Annotated in this window: 19 protein-coding genes; 18 read left to right on the forward strand and 1 reads right to left on the reverse strand. The window is 46.1% G+C overall.

Annotation, left to right across the window (positions count from 1 at the left end; translation table 11 throughout):
• Positions 1–195 precede the first annotated feature (195 nt).
• The 3 genes from pelA to ACL9RM_RS05550 all read left to right on the forward strand — a co-directional run bounded on the left by pelA (position 196) and on the right by ACL9RM_RS05550 (position 2533).
• Positions 196–1485: a pectate lyase gene (gene pelA / locus ACL9RM_RS05540; RefSeq protein WP_414126222.1), complete on the forward strand. Its 1290-nt coding sequence runs from the start codon at positions 196–198 to the stop codon at positions 1483–1485.
• 134 nt (positions 1486–1619) lie between these two features.
• Positions 1620–2138 carry an acyl-CoA thioesterase gene (locus ACL9RM_RS05545; protein ID WP_103048099.1) on the forward strand — a complete coding sequence of 173 codons (519 nt, stop codon included), beginning with the start codon at positions 1620–1622 and terminating at the stop codon, positions 2136–2138.
• Complete coding sequence (locus tag ACL9RM_RS05550) at positions 2135–2533, forward strand: FxsA family protein (RefSeq protein ID WP_013309596.1); 399 nt, start codon at positions 2135–2137, stop codon at positions 2531–2533. The genes ACL9RM_RS05545 and ACL9RM_RS05550 overlap by 4 nt, the downstream gene beginning before the upstream one ends.
• Before the next feature lie 28 nt (positions 2534–2561).
• On the opposite strand, the gene ytvI is transcribed toward ACL9RM_RS05550, so the two are convergent.
• A complete protein-coding gene (gene ytvI, locus ACL9RM_RS05555; RefSeq protein WP_250267961.1) occupies positions 2562–3680 on the reverse strand; it encodes a sporulation integral membrane protein YtvI in 1119 nt (372 codons plus the stop codon).
• Positions 3681–4025: 345 nt separating this feature from the next.
• Here ytvI and citZ point away from each other — a divergent pair, with 345 nt between their 5' ends.
• From citZ to ACL9RM_RS05630, 15 genes are all read left to right on the forward strand, one after another.
• Complete coding sequence (gene citZ / locus ACL9RM_RS05560) at positions 4026–5138, forward strand: citrate synthase (RefSeq protein WP_028542893.1); 1113 nt, start codon at positions 4026–4028, stop codon at positions 5136–5138.
• Between the two features lie 151 nt (positions 5139–5289).
• A complete protein-coding gene (icd, locus tag ACL9RM_RS05565) occupies positions 5290–6585 on the forward strand; it encodes an NADP-dependent isocitrate dehydrogenase (RefSeq protein ID WP_069291602.1) in 1296 nt (431 codons plus the stop codon).
• Between the two features lie 16 nt (positions 6586–6601).
• Positions 6602–7543, forward strand: a complete 942-nt coding sequence (mdh, locus tag ACL9RM_RS05570; protein ID WP_061828678.1) for a malate dehydrogenase — start codon at positions 6602–6604, stop codon at positions 7541–7543.
• A gap of 317 nt (positions 7544–7860) precedes the next feature.
• Positions 7861–8277, forward strand: a complete 417-nt coding sequence (locus ACL9RM_RS05575) for a hypothetical protein (protein WP_250261849.1) — start codon at positions 7861–7863, stop codon at positions 8275–8277.
• Between the two features lie 216 nt (positions 8278–8493).
• Positions 8494–9363, forward strand: coding sequence for an SDR family oxidoreductase (locus ACL9RM_RS05580; protein WP_165175973.1), 870 nt, complete (start codon positions 8494–8496; stop codon positions 9361–9363).
• A 121-nt stretch (positions 9364–9484) separates the two neighbouring features.
• Entirely contained in the window at positions 9485–11287 is a 1803-nt protein-coding gene (gene pnpS / locus ACL9RM_RS05585; protein WP_250261848.1) for a two-component system histidine kinase PnpS, read from the forward strand.
• Between the two features lie 128 nt (positions 11288–11415).
• Positions 11416–12147, forward strand: coding sequence for a response regulator transcription factor (locus ACL9RM_RS05590; RefSeq protein ID WP_013309604.1), 732 nt, complete (start codon positions 11416–11418; stop codon positions 12145–12147).
• 359 nt (positions 12148–12506) lie between these two features.
• The gene (locus tag ACL9RM_RS05595; RefSeq protein WP_250261847.1) at positions 12507–13631 is read left to right on the forward strand and encodes a methyl-accepting chemotaxis protein; all 1125 of its coding nucleotides are present in this window, start codon (positions 12507–12509) and stop codon (positions 13629–13631) included.
• Positions 13632–13758: 127 nt separating this feature from the next.
• On the forward strand, positions 13759–14517 hold the full coding sequence (gene pstB, locus ACL9RM_RS05600; protein WP_013309606.1) for a phosphate ABC transporter ATP-binding protein PstB: 759 nt from the start codon (positions 13759–13761) through the stop codon (positions 14515–14517).
• 39 nt (positions 14518–14556) lie between these two features.
• Positions 14557–15216, forward strand: a complete 660-nt coding sequence (phoU, locus tag ACL9RM_RS05605; protein ID WP_025721993.1) for a phosphate signaling complex protein PhoU — start codon at positions 14557–14559, stop codon at positions 15214–15216.
• A 177-nt stretch (positions 15217–15393) separates the two neighbouring features.
• Positions 15394–18048, forward strand: coding sequence for a DNA polymerase I (polA, locus tag ACL9RM_RS05610; RefSeq protein ID WP_250267962.1), 2655 nt, complete (start codon positions 15394–15396; stop codon positions 18046–18048).
• Positions 18049–18119: 71 nt separating this feature from the next.
• Positions 18120–18950 (forward strand): DNA-formamidopyrimidine glycosylase, encoded by an 831-nt coding sequence (gene mutM, locus ACL9RM_RS05615; RefSeq protein WP_061828672.1) that lies wholly within the window; start codon positions 18120–18122, stop codon positions 18948–18950.
• A 111-nt stretch (positions 18951–19061) separates the two neighbouring features.
• Positions 19062–19853: an MntP/YtaF family protein gene (locus ACL9RM_RS05620; protein ID WP_250267963.1), complete on the forward strand. Its 792-nt coding sequence runs from the start codon at positions 19062–19064 to the stop codon at positions 19851–19853.
• An 11-nt stretch (positions 19854–19864) separates the two neighbouring features.
• Positions 19865–20461 carry a dephospho-CoA kinase gene (coaE, locus tag ACL9RM_RS05625; RefSeq protein WP_250267964.1) on the forward strand — a complete coding sequence of 199 codons (597 nt, stop codon included), beginning with the start codon at positions 19865–19867 and terminating at the stop codon, positions 20459–20461.
• Complete coding sequence (locus ACL9RM_RS05630) at positions 20458–21021, forward strand: lytic transglycosylase domain-containing protein (protein ID WP_061828669.1); 564 nt, start codon at positions 20458–20460, stop codon at positions 21019–21021. Before coaE ends, ACL9RM_RS05630 begins: the two co-directional genes overlap by 4 nt.
• The last annotated feature ends 72 nt before the right edge of the window (positions 21022–21093 follow it).

The raw sequence follows: 21093 nt of genomic DNA on the forward strand, positions 1-21093 counted from the left end.
TTTTGTGACTTTTTTAATCTATTAGTAAATTAAAATATATTGATCGTTTGGGTATATTTTCATATAATACAACTAACTATTTATCATGCATAAATAGTGGTTTAGTTCCCCTCGCTATCAAAAAGAATCTTCAGCAAGAGTAAATAGGGTTAAACTGAACACAATTACCCAAATCAAAATAAGGGAGAGGTTCAAATGAAGAAGAAGATGTGTCCAACCGTAAAGATGATAGCGCTTTCAAGTTTGGCGATTACAGTAACGTCAGGACTCCTAAGTCCCTCATGGGCTGCGGCACAGGAGATGATGCCGACTACATATGATTCAGGACGTGAATCGGCAACTGCTTCTTATGAACTTACCACAGATTCAGCTGTGGGACGGGACGTTTATGGTAGTGATGTAAATTCAGGTGTTCTGGATCGCGAGCCATTATTTGGGCTGTCGGCTGTGGCGAAGCCAACCGCTGTTGTGAATACAGACAGCCTCCTGAACAAAATGCGCGACTTTAGCAAGTTTTCTACGGGGAATATATCCAAGGATACGACGCTTGCCTTAAATATTGTATCCTGGCAATTGCCGCATGGCGGATTCTTCAAAGCTATGGAAAAGAATTATAAATCCAAATGGGATGGCAAAGCTGCACGCTCCACATGGAAAAGCAAGGATGGTGTTGAACTCGGAACGTTTGATAACGAGGCCACGACAACCGAGATTCGTTTTTTAGCGGATGTATACAAAAAAACCAAAAATAAAGATATTAAGAACAGTGTACAAAAAGCAGTCGACTTCGTACTAACCTCTCAATATTCCTCAGGTGGCTGGCCTCAGGTATACCCTAAACGTGGTAATTATTCCGATGCTGTAACTTATAATGATGATGCGATGGTAAGAGTTATGGTTTTGGCTGACGATATTGTGAACAAGAAGCAGCCGTTTGATAGCGATATTCTGGATAACTCTTACCGCTCCAAACTTCAGCAAGCGCTAAACAAAGGTATCCAGTACACAATTAAATCTCAAATTGTAAATAATGGTACACCAACAATCTGGGGTGCACAGCACGATCCGGCTACTTATGCATCTGTTGAAGCCCGGGCATTTGAGTTACCTTCCAAAACAACTACAGAATCAGTAGGCATTACTGCTTTTCTCATGTCCCAGCCGCAAACCGCTGAAGTGAAAAAAGCGGCTCAGAGTGCTTTGAAATGGTTTGACACGAACCGAATCGACGGTATCAAATACAATCGTCAAGGTCCGGAGTTTTTCCAAAAGGACGCATCGAGCGTAATGTGGTATCGGTTCTATAATGTGGAAGACAATAAATATTTCTTTTCAGACCGGGATGGCAAAAAGTATACCGACATCATGAAAATTAGTGAGGAAAGACGACTTGGTTACGCCTGGGCGGGAAGCCAGGCTAAGAGCTTGCTCAATCTGGCTTCGGATAGCGGATATTATAAACTGTCCAAGCCGTTGCCACAATAATAAAGGCATTATTATATATGATTGGAGAGGGCGGACCGTTCGGTCTGCCCTCTTTTTGTTCCCGGGCTGTAAATATGGTTTAATGGAGAGAGGGCAAAATAGAGATAAAGATGCACAAAGATAGGAGAGCTTGTATGACTCAAGAGGAGAAACAAACGGAATTACGCTGGTATGGCGCACCGCTACGCGTCCGTTATCAGGAAAGCGACCAGATGGGGGTCGTATATCATGCGAATTATTTGAACTGGTTTGAGATCGGGCGCACCGAAATGATCCGACAGGCGGGTTTTAACTATCGGAGTATGGAGGAACGAGGAGTCTTGCTGCCAGTTATTGAAATCAATGCGAAATATGCGAGTCCTGCTCGATATGATGATTTAATTACCATTTATACCGCAATTACGGACTTCTCCAGACTACGTCTAAACTATATCTATGAGGTTCGACGGGTAACGGAAGATGAGCATCAAAGGTATCTGGGAAAGGTATGGACCCAGGCAGACACGCTGCCGGGAGAGCTGCTTGTCACAGGGATGACACGGCACGTATGGTTGAACACCGAATGGAAGCCCGTTCGACTGGATCAGGCGCTACCTGAGCTGTACACTGCATTAAGGTTTGCTTTTACAGGCGGGGAGGGACAGAAGTCATGATGATGCGTAAACGTCTGTGGCTGTTGCTGCTGCTCATTCCTTTGGCGGAGCTGTACGGGTTTATATGGGTAAGTCACTGGATTGGAGCGGGCAAAACGATTTTACTCATCATTCTGACGACCCTAATCGGGGCTGCCATGATGCAATTTGAAGGTCGTAAGGTGATTGCCGATGCGAAAAATGAAATGAACCGGGGACAAATGCCTGGCCGTAAAATGCTGGATGGATTATGTGTTTTTTTCGGTGGGAGTTTGCTGCTTATCCCTGGATTTTTAACAGATATTATTGGTTTTACGTTGGTGTTCCCTTTAACACGAGCGTTGTACCGACGCTTTTTATTGAAGTGGTTGGAGAAAAAAATGAAGAACGGCAGTATTACGTTTCGGCGGTTTTGACGTGAGCTGCCGTTTTCCTATCCGTGATCTAGCGGACTCTTCCAGCGAGAATATAGTTGCGCAAGTCCTGAATGACATTCGCGCGATTCAGTGCATCAATGACAATGAGTGATACAGGTCCGATAATTAGTCCTAAAACGCCAAACAGCTTGAGCCCGATGAACATACCGATGAGGGTGGGAAGCGGGTTCAAGCCCACGCTGCTGGCCAGCACCTTAGGCTCCACGATCTGTCGTCCAATCAACAGGATAATATAAAGGATCGACAATCCTACCCCTAGTGCCAAATTACCAGACATATACGCATACAGTATCCACGGAATCATCACAATGCCAACCCCCAAATAAGGTAGCAAGTCCACCAACCCGATCATCAAACCGATGGTAAAGGCGGATTCCACACGCAATATGAACAGCCCAACAATGACCGTTAATGCCGTAATGGAGATGATAATGAACTGTGCACGCAAATACCCGTACAGTGCTTTACGCAAATCGTGCCATATATCCGACAATGGCTTGCGAATCGTATCAGGAATCGTGTTTGAGAGCATCCGACTATGTCGGTCCCAATCCTTACTAATAAAAAAGGCTGCTAATACAATAACCATTAGAACTGCTCCCATATTAGGCAGAGAGGTCAGCAAGTTCAAAACTCCATTAAAAAATTGAGCGACTAGCGTAGTGACAGCCGAACTGACAGTTTGAGTTGTCTTATCAATGTTACTGTTAATGGTATGTTGGTAATCCGGATTATCCCGGATGAAATGGTTAATTTCAATAATTACATTTTGAATCAAATCACTTTGTGTCCAATCGATAAACAGACTTTTAAAACGCTCAATATGTCCGTCAAAAGTCATGGCCAACTTTATAACTTCTCGAACCATGCGGGTGATTGCCGCAGATAGGATAATTGCAATTCCACCTAAATATACAAATAATGAGACCGTGACAGCCGTCCAACGTGGCATACGGGCTTTGCTACGCAGAAAACCAACCAGTGGATTCATGGCATAAGCCACAAGCCAGGCGAATAGGAAAGGATAGACGAGAGGGAAAAGCACATATATGCCCAGTAACAGAGCTACAATCACGATTGCCACCCATAGAGCACGAAATATGCGATTCAGGATTAACCGGCTCAAGCTTTCACGGCTCCTTTCTTTTACGATAGTTTTTCATAAAATAAATGCTCTACTATACATATGCGGGAAAGGGGGAAGACAAGACCTGTGTAAAAAAGTGCAAATGAATCAATATTTTTTGTAAGGGGTTTCAAAAATTTATTTATGGAAGCGATAAAACATTTGAATGTGTTGGAATAGCCCTCAATGTTCACATAAACGACAAAATCCAGTATAGTGAAAGAAGGTTTAAATATTGACATATGGCGTTAACATTACTCAGCTATTTAAAAGACATATCTTACTTTTGAAAATGTTTACATTGCAAGTCCGTTCACAATGTTTTTACAAAGGAGAGATGTAACGATGACAGCGACTAAAGGTCTGGAAGGGATCGTAGCGACCACTTCCTCCATAAGCTCTATCGTAGATGGCGTTCTCACGTACCGGGGTTATAACATTGATGATTTGGCTGTTAACGCCGATTTTGAAGAGGTAGCTTATTTGTTGTGGTTTGGAAAATTACCTGATAAAGAGCAATTGCAGGAGCTTCGCAACCAGTTAAGCGAATACGCTGCTATTCCGGATGAAATTGTTACTCAATTAAAGTTATATCCGAAAAATTTGAGCACGATGGCTGCCTTGAGGTCAGCCGTATCGTCTCTCGCTTTGTATGACCCAGAGGCGGATGATATGTCGAGAGAGTCTAATGTGACCAAAACCGTCAAGCTTCAGGCGCAATTGCCTACCATTGTGGCAGCTATAGCACGTATACGCGAGGGCTTGGAGCCGATTGCGCCTAAAAAAGGTATTTCCATCGCTGAAAACTTTTTGTATCAGCTGACTGGCAAGGATCCAGAGGAGACGGCTATTAAAGCGTTCAATCAGGCTCTCGTGTTGCACGCCGATCATGAATTAAATGCGTCTACCTTTGCTGCGCGTGTAACGGTAGCCACATTGTCGGATATTTATTCCGGAATCACGTCTGCTATTGGAGCTTTAAAAGGACCACTGCATGGTGGGGCCAATGAGGCTGTGGCCAAAACGCTGGAGGAGATTGGTGGCTTGGATCAGGTGGACTCCTATATTCAGGCGAAACTGGATAACCGCGAAAAAATTATGGGCTTTGGACACCGAGTCTATAAAAACGGTGATCCACGTGCCAAGCATTTGCACAAAATGTCCCGCGAGCTGGGGGAAATGAACGGCGACACAACGTTGTTTGATATGTCAGTTCGAATTGAGGGAATTGTAACAGGGCAAAAAGGCTTGAAGCCCAATGTGGATTTTTATTCTGCCTCTGTGTATACCCAGTTGGGTATTAAGAGAGACCTGTTTACACCTATTTTTGCTGTGAGTCGTGTATCCGGGTGGACCGCACACATTTTAGAGCAGTATGAAAATAACCGCCTGATTCGTCCTCGCGCCGAATATACAGGTCCAATGGATCAAAAATATGTATCACCAGAGTTGCGCTAACCCTTTGTTGAAGGAAGATTGAGGTTGTATACCCTGAATTTAAAAAATAAGGTACAATAGAGGGGACGGCGAGAGATGTACGTTTTTGTCTGTGATAAAGATCATGTCTTTCGTCCTGTACCCATTCATATCTGAGGAGGAAAAGGAACTTATGGCGAAATTTGAAAAGTTTGAGCTCCCAACTGAAGGCGAAAAGATTACGATTGATAACGGTCAACTACGGGTTCCGAACCATCCGGTAATTCCGTTTATCGAAGGTGACGGCACGGGTCGCGATATCTGGAAAGCTTCCAAGCGCGTACTGGACGCAGCTGTAGAAAAAGCATATAACGGCAGCAAAAAGATTGCCTGGTATGAAGTATTCGCTGGTGAGAAAGCTTTCAATACATACGGCGAATGGCTCCCTAACGATACTTTGGAAGCCATCCGTGAGTATATTGTAGCCATCAAAGGTCCACTTACGACACCTATTGGCGGTGGTATCCGTTCGTTGAATGTGGCATTGCGGCAAGAACTGGATTTATACGTATGTCTGCGTCCTGTTCGTTATTTTAACGGTGTTCCTTCTCCAGTGAAACGTCCTGAATTGGTAGACATGGTTATTTTCCGTGAGAACACAGAAGATATTTACGCGGGGATCGAGTATGCTGAAGGGTCCGAAGACGTGAAAAAGGTTATTCAGTTCCTCCAACAAGAGCTGGGTGTGAACAAAATTCGTTTCCCTGAAACCTCTGGTATTGGCATTAAGCCAGTTTCTTCCGAGGGTTCAAAGCGTCTGGTACGGGCAGCCATTCAGTATGCTGTTGACCACGGACGCAAGAGTGTAACGCTCGTACACAAAGGTAACATTATGAAATTTACCGAGGGTGCCTTCAAAAACTGGGGTTATGAAGTGGCTGAGGAAGAATTTGCAGATAAAGTATTTACTTGGGCCCAATATGATGTAATCAAGGAAAAAGACGGTGAGGATGCGGCAAATGCAGCTCAAAAAGCAGCTGAAGATGCAGGCAAAATCATTATCAAGGATGCGATTGCTGATATTGCACTTCAGCAAGTCCTGACTCGTCCTTCTGAATTTGATGTAATTGCTACGCTCAACCTGAACGGGGACTATCTGTCCGATGCTCTTGCTGCCCAAGTTGGTGGAATTGGTATTGCGCCAGGTGCAAACATTAACTATGTAACAGGGCATGCTATCTTTGAAGCTACACATGGTACAGCTCCAAAATACGCAGACAAAGACGTAGTGAACCCTGGTTCCGTAATTCTGTCGGGCGTAATGTTGCTTGAACACTTGGGTTGGAAAGAAGCGGCTGACCTGATTTATAAAGGGCTGGAGACGTCCATTAATAAGAAGATTGTAACTTATGACTTTGCTCGTCTGATGGATGGTGCTACACAAGTGAAATGCTCCGAGTTCGCAGATACCATTATTAGTAACCTGTAAGGAAGGGGAATACCACTTGTCCATTCAACGTAAAAAAATATCCATTGTTGGCGCCGGTTTTACCGGTGCCACTACCGCATTGCTGCTGGCTCAAAAGGAGCTAGGTGATATCGTACTGATCGATATTCCGCAACTAGAGAATCCGACCAAAGGCAAGGCGCTTGATATTTTGGAGGCCGGTCCGGTACAGGGATTTGACAGCCAGATCACGGGCACTTCCAGTTACGAGGATGCAGCTAACTCGGATATCGTCATTATTACAGCCGGGATTGCACGCAAGCCGGGTATGAGCCGTGATGATTTGGTAAATACGAACGCAGGAATTGTAAAATCCGTTTGTGAGAACGTGAAGAAGTATGCGCCGGATTCTATCGTCATTATTCTGAGTAATCCGGTAGATGCTATGACCTATACTGCTTATCAAACGCTTGGGTTCCCGAAAAATCGGGTTATTGGCCAATCAGGTGTGCTGGATACAGCGCGATATTGTACCTTTATTGCACAAGAACTGAACGTTTCCGTCGAAGACGTACGCGGCTTCGTTATGGGTGGTCACGGTGATGATATGGTGCCCCTGGTACGCTATTCCAGCGTTGGAGGTATACCTATCGAAACCCTGATTTCGCAGGAACGTATCGAAGCGATCGTACAACGGACACGCGGCGGTGGCGGTGAGATCGTCAACCTGTTGGGTAATGGTAGCGCATATTATGCACCGGCAGCTTCGCTTGCACAGATGACAGAAGCGATTGTAAAAGATAAAAAACGGATTATCCCGGTCATTGCCTATCTGGAGGGAGAGTACGGCTATCAGGATTTGTTCCTTGGCGTACCAACACTTCTTGGCGGTAATGGTATCGAAAAAGTGTTCGAGTTGGAATTGACAGCCGAAGAAAAAGCAGCGCTCGATCAATCCGCCGAATCGGTCCGCAGTGTGATTAAAATAGTTACCGTATAGATTCAATTTTCTACTAAATCGGTATACTTTTACTTGAAGAGGTGTCCGATGGCCATAGTCATGGCCATCGGACACCTCTTTTACTTTTAAACGGAAATAAGGAATCTATTCGTTTTCTTCCTTATTCCTTTGCTTTGGACCACTTCCCCGGTATAATAGAGTTCATATGCATGGATAGTTACATGAGGATTTTGCAAAAATCCTGACATAGAAAAGCATGTCCCAAAACACTGAAAAGATGGTAGTCATTCGTTGGAATATGATCGTTCTATGGAATAAGAGTTTGTAAGAAAACAAAGAAATGGAGGTTGTGAAAAATGTTTTTTATTCACATTATTGGATCACTGGCGATGGGTTTTTATTTATTGCTCCCCTTCGTTGTGGGCAAAATCGACAAATTGGCTCCTAGCGTGCAGGAAGGAACGATATCGGCTGTTCAGCTATTGAATCGTTTAGCCCAATTTGCGCTGATCCTTGTGCTTGTTAGCGGTATCTATATGATTTTTGCCTGGGGGCCATATTCCGTAGCTTGGATCGTGGTCGTTTTATTGTTGTTTCTCGCCATTTCTGGTATTGCGGGAGCCATGGGTAAGCCGTTACGGCTGTCGCTGGAAGCGATCCGTAGCCAACAGCCTATTACGCAATACGCTGGCAAAATGCGCATGTTCAGTACGCTGCTTGCCGTATTCCTGATTTTAATTACGTTTTTAATGGTATACAGCCATATTATTTAATTATGCATTTGGTGAGAGCCTATAATCCAATGATGATAAATGCTAAATTGAAAAAAACGGTCTGTGCTGAATAAGCATAGGCCGTTTTTTTGTGTGCTCAAATAACTACATTTTTCTTTTTTCGTTTAACGAATAACTTAGCGTGGTAAATCAGGAGTAGAGTGGATGCAAATGTTGCATCCTAAAAAATATCTAATTTTGAAGGGAGAATGTACAATGCCTAAAAGTAATCAACCTCAGCAAACTTTGCCCCCACAGCATCAAGACCAACAACCGGGGATTGAGTCCAAAATGTCGCCTGCACCTCAGTTTGAAAAACCAACTTATAAAGCCGCTGGCAAGCTAACAGGTAAAGTTGCACTTATTACTGGTGGGGACAGTGGAATTGGACGGGCTGTAGCTGTCACATATGCCAAAGAAGGTGCGGACGTAGCTATCATCTACTTGAATGAGCATAAGGATGCGGAAGAAACAAAACGTCAGGTAGAGCAGGAGGGGCGCAAATGCGTATTGATTCCTGGTGATATCGGAGATGATCAATTTGCCAAAAAAGCGGTTCAACAGACGGTTAATGAGTTGGGCAAGCTCGACATTGTCGTGAACAATGCGGCAGAGCAGCATCCACAACAAAAGCTGGAGGATATCACCAAAGAACAGTTGGAGCGCACGTTCCGTACGAATATTTTCGGTATGTTCTTCCTGACGCAAGCAGCATTGCCGCATTTGAAGAAAGGGAGCACAATTGTCAATACAACATCGATTACCGCGTATGCTGGGAATAAGACACTCATTGATTATTCCTCCACCAAAGGGGCAATCACATCATTCACTCGTTCCCTTTCGCTCAATTTGGCGGATCAAGGTATTCGGGTGAACGCTGTAGCACCAGGACCGATCTGGACACCGTTAATCCCGTCTACCTTTGATGCCAAGACAGTCAGCGAATTTGGAGGAGCACAGCCTATGAAGCGCCCGGGTCAGCCGGAAGAATTGGCGCCAGCTTATGTGTACCTTGCTTCAGACGATTCGTCTTATGTAAGCGGGCAGGTTATTCATATCAATGGCGGTGAAGTTGTAAACGGATAAGAGGATAAGGAAAAGGTTGGGGCAGTCTTATGCTCCGGCCTTTTTTTCTTTTCACAGTGGAACATAATGTAGGCAGCCTGTAGAATGAGATTAACTTACATAAAAGGATGGGCAAATTTCTATGAAATCGTTTCGTTTCAGGCTTACCCTGATCATGCTGGTTTTGATTGGCGTATCTGTCCTTGCTGCTGGAATCACGATGGGACAAATCTTTAAAAATTCGAATATGAAGGTGCTAGAGGAGAACATGGGACGGGAGATAGACCTGCTTCGTGCTACATTCCCTTTTGTGAATGCAGATGCCCTGTCCAGTACGGATTATGTCTCTTATTATTCTCAAAAGGCGAAGGAAATTGCCCGTTTGACGGAATCGCGGGTGACCTTCATTCGCAAGGACGGGACGGTGGTTGGCGATTCGTTAAGCGATCCGCGTAAGATGGAAAACCACGCATCTCGTGAAGAAATTCAGCAAGCCTCAACAGAGAGAATCGGACGCACGATTCGTTACAGCGAAACCTTGCAACGGAACATGCTATACGTTGCAGAGCCTGTTGTATCGGGCAAGGGCTTTGACGGATATATCCGTTTGTCCATGAGTCTGAAAGCGGTGGAGGAGGGAGTACGCCGCGGCTGGACGGCTATCGGGATTGGACTCGTGTTGCTATTTCTTGCTGCTGGATTGGTGAGCTATCGTATTGCCCGCAGTCTGACCTCGCCTATTGAGCATATTACAGGGGTAGCCAACCGCATTTCAGGACTGGATTATGACGCAAGGGTTGGTGTGCAGCGCCGGGACGAAGTAGGGCAACTGGGGGAAGCCATTAATCGTATGGCTGACAGTCTTCAAAACCAAATGAAAACGATACGTGACAATGAGGATCTACTCCAGAGCGTCATGAGTAATATGACAGGCGGGATTCTAATGATTGATGCAAGTGAGTCTATTGCGCTTGTAAACCGTGAGTCTGAGCGAATGCTCGGTGTCGTGGGTAAACGGGTTACGGACAAGCCGTATCATGAGCTGAAGAAGCACTATGAGCTCACAAAGCTAATTGAGGGCAGCATACAAAGCCGAGAAAGGCTGCATGGTGAGGTTCATTTGTACAATCCCGAGGAAAGACTCGTGTTGCTGGATGGTGTTCCGATGTATGAGGATGAAGGCGGATACCGGGGGATGCTGTTCCTTTTACAGGATATTACGGCTATTCGACGGTTGGAAAATATGCGGAGCGAATTTGTGGCAAACGTTTCTCATGAGCTAAAAACACCAATTGCCGCAGTCAAGGGTTTTGCCGAGACGTTACTCGGTGGCGGGGTTAAAGATGAGGAGACGGCCCGTTCATTTTTGCAAATTATATATGATGAAAGCGAACGATTGAATCGGCTGATCGGTGACATTTTGGAGCTATCCAAAATTGAATCCAAGCGTTCTCCGCTGGATTGCTCGCCAGTGCATGTTTCGTCGTTCATAGAATCATTGCTGGAAAAACTGAACAATGTAGCTGCCAAAAAAAGAATTACGCTGCACATGGATATCCCGGATGAGCTGTTTATGGAGGCAGATGAAGATAAGCTTCAGCAGATTTTCTTGAACCTTTTGTCTAATGGTATCAACTATACACTTGATGGTGGCAAGGTAAAGATTAAGGTTTTAACGATCCAGCGGGAGAATGACACGGAAAAGGTCGTATTTACAGTCAGTGATACAGGTATTGGAATTCCAAAGAAGGACCTACCACGTATCTTTGAACGCTTTTATCGGGTGGACAAAGGACGCTCGCGCAACTCTGGAGGAACGGGACTGGGACTGTCGATCGTCAAACACTTGATCGATTTGCATCATGGCACCCTTTCGGTGGAAAGTGAGCTTGGATTGGGTACCACATTTACAGTTGAATTACCGCTATTGCAACAGGAAGAATGAACTATAACCTTTTTTACATTCTGTTAACAATGCCGTGATAAAATAAACGGGTGTTGCATGAGTATGGAAAAGGTTTCAGGATTTTGACCAATGCGCCTTTCACAGGTAAACAGGAGATGAAGTTATTTATGGGACAACGCTTGCTGGTTATTGAGGATGAGCCAACGCTTGCCAGATTGCTATCCTACAATTTGATACAAGAAGGCTTCGAAGTGGACACGGAGGATCATGGCAGTGCAGGGTTTGAAAAAGCCTCCAGAGAGTCCTACGATTTGATCCTGCTGGATTTGATGCTGCCGGGAATGAACGGACTGGACATTCTGAGCAGACTTCGCCATCAGGGGCTGACAACGCCTATCATTATTTTAACGGCCAAAAACGGCGAGGCCGAGGTTGTCCAAGGGCTGAAGTCGGGTGCAGATGATTACATCACGAAGCCTTTTGGCGTTTCTGAGCTGTTGGCCCGTGTAACGGCTGTGCTGCGAAGAACTTCCGGCGGGGATGAAGGAGTGCTGTCTGATCAGAAAGATAGCTCCAAAATTCAACTGGGCGAGCTGGAGATTTACCCTGAGAAATATGAGGTCATTCTTGGAGGTCAGTCCATCAGCCTCAGACCAAAGGAATTTGAGGTACTTCTTTATTTGTCCCGCAAGCCGGGTGTGGTATTGACTCGGGATGATCTGATGAATGCTGTCTGGGGTTTTGACTACATTGGCGGTCAACGAACCGTGGATGTGCACGTCAGTTCCTTACGTAAAAAGCTGGAGCTGGATCCCGACTCGGTTCATATCGATTCGATCCGTGGAGTGGGGTACAAGCTGGTTGTAAATAAAAAAAGAAGCGCTTCTCATTTATTATAAATGAGGAGCGTCAGGCTGTCGAGAAACCCCCTGTTTTTTTGCAGGGGGTTTAAAACTGTCTTAGTGGTCTAAAAACTAGGGTCCTCAGATCGTTTTAAATCGATTTTTGTTTTAAAAGATGCGTCTCCCCATATAAAAATAGAAGTGTCGAAAAGTCCTCTGGACTTTCTCGACACTCTGGCGCTTCTCATTTATTATAAATGAGGAGCGTTTTTCTTTATCCAGGGAAATGTCTGACGACTTTTGTGTCCATTTCGTGATTTTACATTTCATTAACAAAAATAGACGCTAGAATCAACAAATGACCGATATGATGTTCCCGTCACTCCAAGTAGTTAAAAAAAGGGGACTTCAGAACGATGATAACGGAACCAAAGACCCAGCCGAGTTCCACTGCCGTGATTGAACGTGAAGCATACAAGCCGATTACTACCTATGTGCCATGCCGGGAGGTTCCGATCATTGGTACGGATATGACTTGTAAAGAACTGTTAGCGCTTATGAAAACACAGGAGGATATTCCTTGTGTCATTGTTGTGGATAAAAATGATCTTCCATTGGGCATTATTATGAGAGATGCGTACAATCGCCATTTTACGGGCAGATTTGCTGCGGCGTTGTTCTATGATAAGCCTGCGGCCATATTTGCCGACCCCGATACATTAATTGTGGATCTGAAAAGCCAGGCATCGGACATTGTGGAACTGGCGATGCTGCGCGAAGATCAGCGTTTTTACGATTGTGTGTTGATTAAGGAAGGAACACGGTTACTCGGCGTACTCACGATTCGTGATATCCTGTCCTTCGTGCAGCGAATGCAAAGAGAAGCAGACGAAGAGCGGGGCGATGTGATTCGGCATAGCTATGACGGAGTCCAGCGTATTCAGCTGACTGTGCTGGATGCAGCTAAAGAGGCCGACGACAGTGTGCGGCTAACCCGCTCAATGAGTGAATTATCCCGTCGTGGCAAAGTAGAACTGGAGGATGTTTTGCTCTCCTATCGTGCAGTCACGGAGCAAATGAAGCGCCAGCATGAGCAGATGACGGCGTTGACCCAATCGCTGAATGACATTGCGCGCATGGCCTCATCCATTCGTGCACTGGCAGATCATAGCGGACTGCTGGCGATCAACGCGTCCATTGAAGCGGCGCATGCTGGCGAACACGGACGAGGCTTCCAGATTGTGTCTCAGGAGGTGCGGAATATGTCACTCCAGACGAAAGCCTTTTCCACGCAGATTACAGGCTTACTCACCCATATCGAGCAAATGTTGCGTGACACCGCTGAACTGACGGATACGAGTATGCAGCAGATTCATACAGGCTCTCAATATATTTCTGCCGGAACACAAACTTTTGCCAAACTACTGCAGGCTGTCAACGAAATTGAAGCCAAAAACAGCGAAATGTCCCGTTCCGCAGAGGAAGCGGCTTTGAATGCAGCCGAAATTGCGCAGGAGCTTGAGCTCATGCTAAGTTCTTGATCATTTTACATACCGTTAACAAATCCACCACACTAAATTTACACACAGCTTATATAATCTTCATATTGTGCAAATCAGGTGCAATGCTTGAGGATCATAACTGCAACACGAAGGAGATCATAAATCCATGAATGATTCCGTAATCCGGATCGATAAGCTGAATTTATATTATGAGAAATTTCACGCGCTGAAACATATAAACCTCGATATTCCTGAAAAAACGGTAACTGCCTTCATCGGCCCGTCCGGCTGCGGCAAATCAACCCTGCTGCGTACGCTGAACCGGATGAATGACATGATACCGGGAACGCGTATTGAAGGCACTGTGAGTATCGCAGGTCAGGATATATACGGCGATACTATGGAAGTAGAAACTCTGCGTAAGCAGGTGGGAATGGTTTTTCAACAGCCTAACCCATTTCCCAAATCCATTTATGATAACGTGGCCTACGGCCCGCGTCTGCATGGAATTCGGCAAAAGGACAAGTTGGACGAATTGGTTGAGCAAAGCCTGCGGCAGGCGGCACTCTGGGAAGAGGTCAAGGATTTTCTGAAGCGTTCTGCTCTGAGTTTATCCGGTGGACAACAGCAACGGTTGTGCATTGCCCGGGCGCTTGCTGTACAGCCAGATATTTTGCTTATGGACGAGGCGACATCTGCGCTGGATCCGATCTCCACGATGAAAATTGAAGAACTGGTTCAGGAATTGCGAGACACGTATACCATTGTCATGGTGACGCATAACATGCATCAGGCAGCCCGTGTGTCCGGTCGAACTGCGTTCTTTTTGAATGGTGTTGTGGTGGAAGCAGCGGATACAGAGACAATGTTTTCCACGCCGCAAGATTCACGTACAGAAGATTATATTTCAGGGCGATTTGGCTAAAGCCTACCAGATGAATATGCCAGAAGGGGTGACTTCGAAATGATACGTAGAAAAGGTTTTGATGAAGGGTTAGATGAACTGAGAGCCGTACTGCGCGAAATGGGTGCACACGTTTCGAAGGCGCTCGATCAGGCCATTGAATGTTTGCAGACCAAAAATACAGAATTGGCTCAGCAGGTGGTCAAAAATGATGCATCCCTCAATACGCTGGAAGAGAATATTCTCGATATGGGTTCCAAGCTCATTATCACCCAGCAGCCGGTAGCGAAGGATTTGCGCCGGATCATTGTTGCATTTAAAATTTCCAGTGATCTGGAACGAATGGGCGATTTGGCGCTTGATATTGCCAAGGTGACACTTCGCTTGGAAGGGCAGCAGATCATTAAGCCGCTGGTGGATATTCCGCACATGGCTTCCATTGTTAAAGAAATGATAGATGATGCGATCAAATCCTATTTGGATGAAAATACAGATCTGGCCTACAAAATGGCCAAAGAGGATGATCGTGTGGATTCCATGTATAGCCACATGATCAGCGATCTGTATGCCTTTATGGTAGAAAAGCCGGCAGAGGCTTCACAAGCCATGCTGCAACTGCTTGTAGGACGATACATTGAACGAATTGGTGACCATGCTACGAATATCGGTGAAAGCACTGTATATCTCGTGACAGGGGAGAGACCAGATTTGAACCAGTAGAGCTTTCAGGTATATAGCGGTTGTTTCTGACCCAGACTTGTCTTTGAGCAAAAGGCAAATTTGGTTAGGAAGCAGCCGTTTTTTTCTGAAAAAGGAGTCTTGTATGTTAAGATAGGAAGAGGAATGCGTAAAACGTAAGAACGTTACGAATGCATTGATGAACTTGCGAGGTGCTAAATGGATAAACTCATGCTTATAGATGGCAACAGTATCATTTACCGGGCGTTTTTTGCTATGCCACCGTTAACAAATTCGAGTGGGCAGCAGACGAACGCGGTGTATGGATTTACGACGATGTTATTGCGGCTCTTGGAGGAGCACAAACCAACACATATTCTGGTTGCCTTCGATGCCGGTAAAATAACGTTTCGCCATAAAGGATACGAGGATTACAAAGGTGGACGGGAGAAAACACCGCCAGAGCTGTCCCAGCAATTTCCGTTGCTGAAAGAGCTATTGACCGCTTTCGGCATTGCTCAGTTTGAACTGGATGGCTATGAGGCGGACGATATTATAGGCACCCTCTCCAAGACAGCGGACGAAGCCGGTTTCAATGTGCTGGTCGTGACTGGGGACAAGGATATGCTTCAATTGGCTTCAGATCATGTCACAGTCGGCTTGACCCGCAAAGGGGTTACTGAGGTGGAGACGTATGGACCTGAGCAAATTCAGGAACGATATGGCCTGAAGCCGCTGCAAATTATTGACCTTAAGGGTCTGATGGGCGATACGTCGGACAATATTCCTGGTATTCCCGGCGTGGGTGAAAAAACAGCGCTCAAGCTGCTGCATCAATACGGTTCAGTCGAAGAAGTGCTGGCGCACACGAATGAGCTGAAGGGCAAAATGAAAGAACGCGTAGAGACACATGCCGATGATGCGCGAATGAGCAAAGATTTGGCGACCATTTATCGGGATGTAACGTTGGACAAGCAGCTGGAAGATGTTGCTTTTGGCGGGCTGCAAGCAGAAACGGCCGGGCCAGCTCTGGCGAAGCTAGAGTTCAAGTCCTTGCTGGAGCGTTTATCCTTTTCAGGTGAGGTTGGCAGTACTGGGGTAGACGTAGAGGAAGCCGCGGCTGACGTAACAGTGCTGGATAAGCAGCGGATTAGTGAATTGGTAGAAGTGTTGGATCATGTGGATGTGCTGCATGTTGAGACGCATGGTGATAATCCGCATCATGCTGACATCGTAGGTCTGATATTTGCCGCAACGGGGAAGCAGTATTTTATGACGCTGGATGTACTGCAAAGCGATGCAGCTACACCTATTCGCGAATGGCTTGCTGACCCTGAACGAAAAAAACGTGGTCATGATCTGCATCGTACGGATTTGGCTTTACACTGGCATGGAATTGAGTTTGCAGGGGCCGAGTTTGATGTGCAACTGGCAGGATACTTGCTGGACCCGACCGATGCAAACCAGACATTGAGCGGATTGGCAGCCAAATATGGTTTGTCTTCGATCCGTCCAGACGAAGAAGTGTTCGGTAAAGGAGCTAAATATAAAGTCCCTGACGTGGATGTACTGTCCGATCATGTGGCGCGTAAGGCAGCGGTGATTGAAGCTTTGGTGCCTGTACAGCAGGCGGAGCTGGAAAAAACGGAAATGCACAAGCTGTTTCATGAGCTGGAGATGCCGTTGTCCCGCATTTTGGCGGATATGGAGAAGCAGGGCATTTTGGTGAACGTAGAAGAACTGCGCGCTTTGGGGAAAGAATTTGAAGCCCAGATTGCAACGTTGGTGGGTGAAATCTACAGCATTGCCGGTGTAGAGTTCAATCTGAATTCGCCCAAGCAGTTGGGTGAGATTTTGTTTGATAAACTGGGTTTACCTGTCATTAAAAAGACGAAAACGGGGTACTCGACCGATGCGGAGGTATTGGAAAAGCTGGCCCCCTATCATGATATTGTGCAAAATATTTTGCAGTACCGCACCATTGCCAAACTCCAATCGACGTATGTCGAAGGATTGCTGAAAGAAATTTCGGAGAAAACGGGTAAGGTGCATACGTATTTCCGGCAGACCGTTGCAGCAACTGGACGCTTGAGCAGTCAATTTCCGAATTTGCAAAACATTCCGATTCGTCTTGAAGAGGGTCGCAAAATCCGCAAAGTATTTGTTCCGTCCGAACCGGGCTGGTCTATTTTGGCGGCAGACTACTCACAGATCGAGCTGCGGGTGCTGGCTGATATTTCGGATGATGAACGTTTGAAGGAGGCCTTTGTCCACGATATGGACATCCATACCAAGACCGCATCCGATGTGTTTGGGGTAGCAGCGGAAGATGTGAACTCCAATATGCGGCGTTCTGCGAAGGCAGTCAACTTTGGGATTGTCTATGGGATCAGTGATTATGGTCTGTCACAAAATTTGAATATTACGCGGAAGGAAGCGGCTCGTTTTATCGACCAGTATTTTGATGTGTTCCAAGGCGTTCGCCGTTACATGGATGATATTGTGAAGGATGCGAAGCGGGACGGCTACGTAAAAACGCTGTTGGAACGCAGACGCTATTTGCCGGAGATTAACGCCAGCAATTTCAACCTGCGTTCATTCGCTGAGCGTACAGCGATGAATACGCCGATTCAAGGTACCGCAGCCGATATTATCAAGTTGGCGATGGTACAGATGGATGAGGCCTTACGTGAACGTAAACTTCGCAGCAGAATGCTGCTCCAAGTACATGATGAGCTTGTGTTCGAGGTTCCGCCTGAGGAAATGGAAACGATGAAAGAGCTTGTCCCGGCTACCATGGAAGCCGCATTAAAGCTGGCTGTGCCGCTCAAAGCCGAAGTAAGCTATGGCAGCAATTGGTATGAGGCCAAGTAATATATTTCAATGAGTAGATAGTCCCAATTTGACGCTGCTTCCGTTATAATATAGGGTGAGGTGAAGACATCATGCCGGAATTACCGGAAGTAGAAACAATTAAACGAACGCTAAACGAGCTTATCGTTGATAAACATATAGATCATGTCACCGTTAATTTGCCGCGGATCATTCAACGGCCCGATGATATCCACGCTTTTGCGATGGAATTGGCCGATCACCGGATTACAGGGGTTGAGAGACGCGGAAAGTTTCTGCGGATTTTGCTGGACGGGCTGGTGCTGGTCTCCCATCTTCGAATGGAAGGGCGATATGGATTGTATTCGCAACATGATCCTGTGGAAAAGCATACCCATGTCATCTTTCATTTTAAAGATGGTACGGAGCTGCGTTATCAGGATGTGCGCCAGTTTGGCACAATGCACTTATTTCCGGCAGGACAGGATTTGCTGGAAAAGCCGCTGAACAAGCTCGGTTTAGAACCGATGGACGAGGCCTTTACACCCGAAATGCTGCGTGTCGCTGTTGGAACTCGTTCGACTTCGATCAAGGCAGCGCTGTTAAACCAGTCATATGTAGTGGGCATCGGGAATATTTATGTAGATGAATCGTTGTTTAAGGCGGGGATTCATCCAGCACAGCCAGCCAAAAGCCTAACGGATAGCCAATTTCATGTCTTGCATGAAGCTATTGTCTCCACGCTGGGTGCGTCGATTCAGGTTGGAGGCTCGTCCATTAAATCGTTCGTTAATGGACAGGGTAAAACGGGCGACTTCCAGCATCAATTGCAAATCTATGGACGTAACGCGAAGCCTTGCGTTAACTGTGGCACATTGATCGAAAAATCTGTCGTAGCCGGACGTGGCACACATCATTGTCCGGTCTGCCAGCCTCTGCGCTAAACAGGCACAGTCACCCCAAGCCCATCCCTCTCATATATTGTTCCAAGTACCAATACTGCGGAGGGTTTCGGTTGTTATAAGGCCCTGCCTTCGCAATGGGAGGGAATTGTAGTGGCTAATCATTGGGGAGGCCTGCTGTTACTGGCATTTGCGCTAAGTTTGGACAGTTTCGGAGTCGGTGTTACATATGGTCTGCGCAAAATGAAAATTCCACTGTTGTCGATTGCTATCATCTCCGTATGTTCAGGTTTGGTGATTGGCATATCCATGCAATTGGGCGCGTTACTATCTCGTGTCCTGTCTCCTGTATATACGACCGTTTTTGGCGCTGTCATCCTGATCTGTATCGGCTGTTACTCTTTGTTTCAAGCTCTGCACCGCAAAGAGGATTCGCAAGAGGATTCAGCGGAGGCCTCTCGGGGGTTGCTTCTTACAGAACAGACTGATCCAGTGAGCAGATCTGTTCTTGGGGAGAAGAAGAGTATAGAGGATACTGATACAGAGTCTTTCCTTAGCTCAAGAAAAGACCTGTCGTCAGAAGTTTCTGTGGAGCAGCAGGAGCGAACGCTATTTTCTCTGGAGTTCCGCAAATGGGGACTTGTTATTCGGATTCTTCGAAGTCCGTCTGCTGCGGATATGGACCGTTCCGGCAGTATATCTGCTACCGAAGCGGTTTGGCTGGGCATTGCATTATCGGTCGATGCGTTCGGAGCGGGACTCGGGGCAGCTATGCTTGGTTTTCAGCCACTGTCTACTGCGCTGGCTATTACGTTATTCAGTGGAACATTTTTGATTGCAGGGATGAAGGCAGGCTTCTTTCTATCAGCATTTCGATTTATGAAGGCGCTGGGTGTATTGCCGGCATTATTACTGATTATGATGGGCATATTGAAGCTGTTATGAGGTGAAAGAGCATGAATATCGGATTAACCGGAGGTATTGCTACCGGAAAAAGCACCGTGTCGGCTCTTTTGGTCGCCAAAGGTGCGCTGCTGATCGACGCAGATGCCATTGCCCGGGAAGTCATGCTTCCGGGGCATCCGGTGCTGGCGGCGGTCAAACAGCATTTTGGACAAGCTATAGTGAACAATGACGGAACCCTGCACCGCAAAAAACTGGGTGAGATTGTATTCGGAGACCCTGCCCAGCGGCAGGCACTTAACGATATTACACATCCTGCTATTCGTGAGGAAATGCGTATGCGCATGGAAGCATATGAACGGGAACAGCCGGACAAGCTTGTTTTGGCAGATATCCCGTTACTGTACGAGTCCGGGCTGGAGAGCTTGTACGAGGAAATTATGGTTGTGTACGTACCACGTGATATTCAGCTCCAGCGTCTGATGCTCAGAGACGGTCTGACGGAGGAGCAAGCTGGACTTAGGCTGTCCGCACAAATGGATATTGAACAAAAGAAAAGCTTGGCCGATATCGTTATCGATAATAGCGGAACACAGACTGAGACGAAGCGACAAATTGATCAATTTTGGCAGCGGAAGGGACTTGCATGAATATTTTGCGAAAGAAAAGAGTCCTGCTCACTTTGTTTGTCGGGTTTGTCCTGATCCTGTTCCTTAATTCAAATTGGATGTCCTGGTTCTATCCAATTCAATATAAGGATGAGATTCGGCAGTATTCACAAACGTATGAAGTGGACCCATTTTTGGTGGCGTCTATTATCCGTGTAGAAACCAATTTTAAAACCAGCAAGCAGTCGCATAAGGGTGCACTGGGCCTGATGCAGATTATGCCGAATACGGCAAATTGGATTATGGACAGCGCCCAGATTCAAAAGGTTCCGCTGGACAGTGTCAAGCACGAGCCTGGCACCAATATTGAGCTGGGAACCTGGTATTTGCATAACCTATCCATAAAGTTTCAGGATAATCCTGTAGCAATCGTAGCTGCTTACAATGCAGGGCCGGGTAAAGTTCAAGAGTGGCTGGATAAGGGAGTGTGGGATGGAAAAGAAGAGTCCATTAAGCAAATCCCTTTTGGTGAGACACGACATTATGTACAGCGGGTCATTTATTACTACAGGCAATACACGAAAATTTATAATGATTTTTAAATGACAAGTTAATGACATGATGAGCCTTTTCGCTTTAAAATGAAAAAAGCGCAGGACAGGCTGTTTTTAGCA

The organism is Paenibacillus sp. S29 (assembly GCF_049319765.1).
Taxonomy (GTDB): Bacteria; Bacillota; Bacilli; order Paenibacillales; family Paenibacillaceae; genus Paenibacillus; species Paenibacillus polymyxa_B.

Bases quoted from the DNA above. Each gene is read 5' to 3' on its own strand.
- pelA (WP_414126222.1), top strand. From the start codon at position 196: ATGAAGAAGAAGATGTGTCCAACCGTAAAGATGATAGCGCTTTCAAGT.
- ACL9RM_RS05545 (WP_103048099.1), top strand. From the start codon at position 1,620: ATGACTCAAGAGGAGAAACAAACGGAATTACGCTGGTATGGCGCACCG.
- ACL9RM_RS05550 (WP_013309596.1), top strand. From the start codon at position 2,135: ATGATGATGCGTAAACGTCTGTGGCTGTTGCTGCTGCTCATTCCTTTG.
- citZ (WP_028542893.1), top strand. From the start codon at position 4,026: ATGACAGCGACTAAAGGTCTGGAAGGGATCGTAGCGACCACTTCCTCC.
- icd (WP_069291602.1), top strand. From the start codon at position 5,290: ATGGCGAAATTTGAAAAGTTTGAGCTCCCAACTGAAGGCGAAAAGATT.
- ACL9RM_RS05575 (WP_250261849.1), top strand. From the start codon at position 7,861: ATGTTTTTTATTCACATTATTGGATCACTGGCGATGGGTTTTTATTTA.
- ACL9RM_RS05580 (WP_165175973.1), top strand. From the start codon at position 8,494: ATGCCTAAAAGTAATCAACCTCAGCAAACTTTGCCCCCACAGCATCAA.
- pnpS (WP_250261848.1), top strand. From the start codon at position 9,485: ATGAAATCGTTTCGTTTCAGGCTTACCCTGATCATGCTGGTTTTGATT.
- ACL9RM_RS05590 (WP_013309604.1), top strand. From the start codon at position 11,416: ATGGGACAACGCTTGCTGGTTATTGAGGATGAGCCAACGCTTGCCAGA.
- ACL9RM_RS05595 (WP_250261847.1), top strand. From the start codon at position 12,507: ATGATAACGGAACCAAAGACCCAGCCGAGTTCCACTGCCGTGATTGAA.
- pstB (WP_013309606.1), top strand. From the start codon at position 13,759: ATGAATGATTCCGTAATCCGGATCGATAAGCTGAATTTATATTATGAG.
- phoU (WP_025721993.1), top strand. From the start codon at position 14,557: ATGATACGTAGAAAAGGTTTTGATGAAGGGTTAGATGAACTGAGAGCC.
- polA (WP_250267962.1), top strand. From the start codon at position 15,394: ATGGATAAACTCATGCTTATAGATGGCAACAGTATCATTTACCGGGCG.
- mutM (WP_061828672.1), top strand. From the start codon at position 18,120: ATGCCGGAATTACCGGAAGTAGAAACAATTAAACGAACGCTAAACGAG.
- coaE (WP_250267964.1), top strand. From the start codon at position 19,865: ATGAATATCGGATTAACCGGAGGTATTGCTACCGGAAAAAGCACCGTG.
- ACL9RM_RS05630 (WP_061828669.1), top strand. From the start codon at position 20,458: ATGAATATTTTGCGAAAGAAAAGAGTCCTGCTCACTTTGTTTGTCGGG.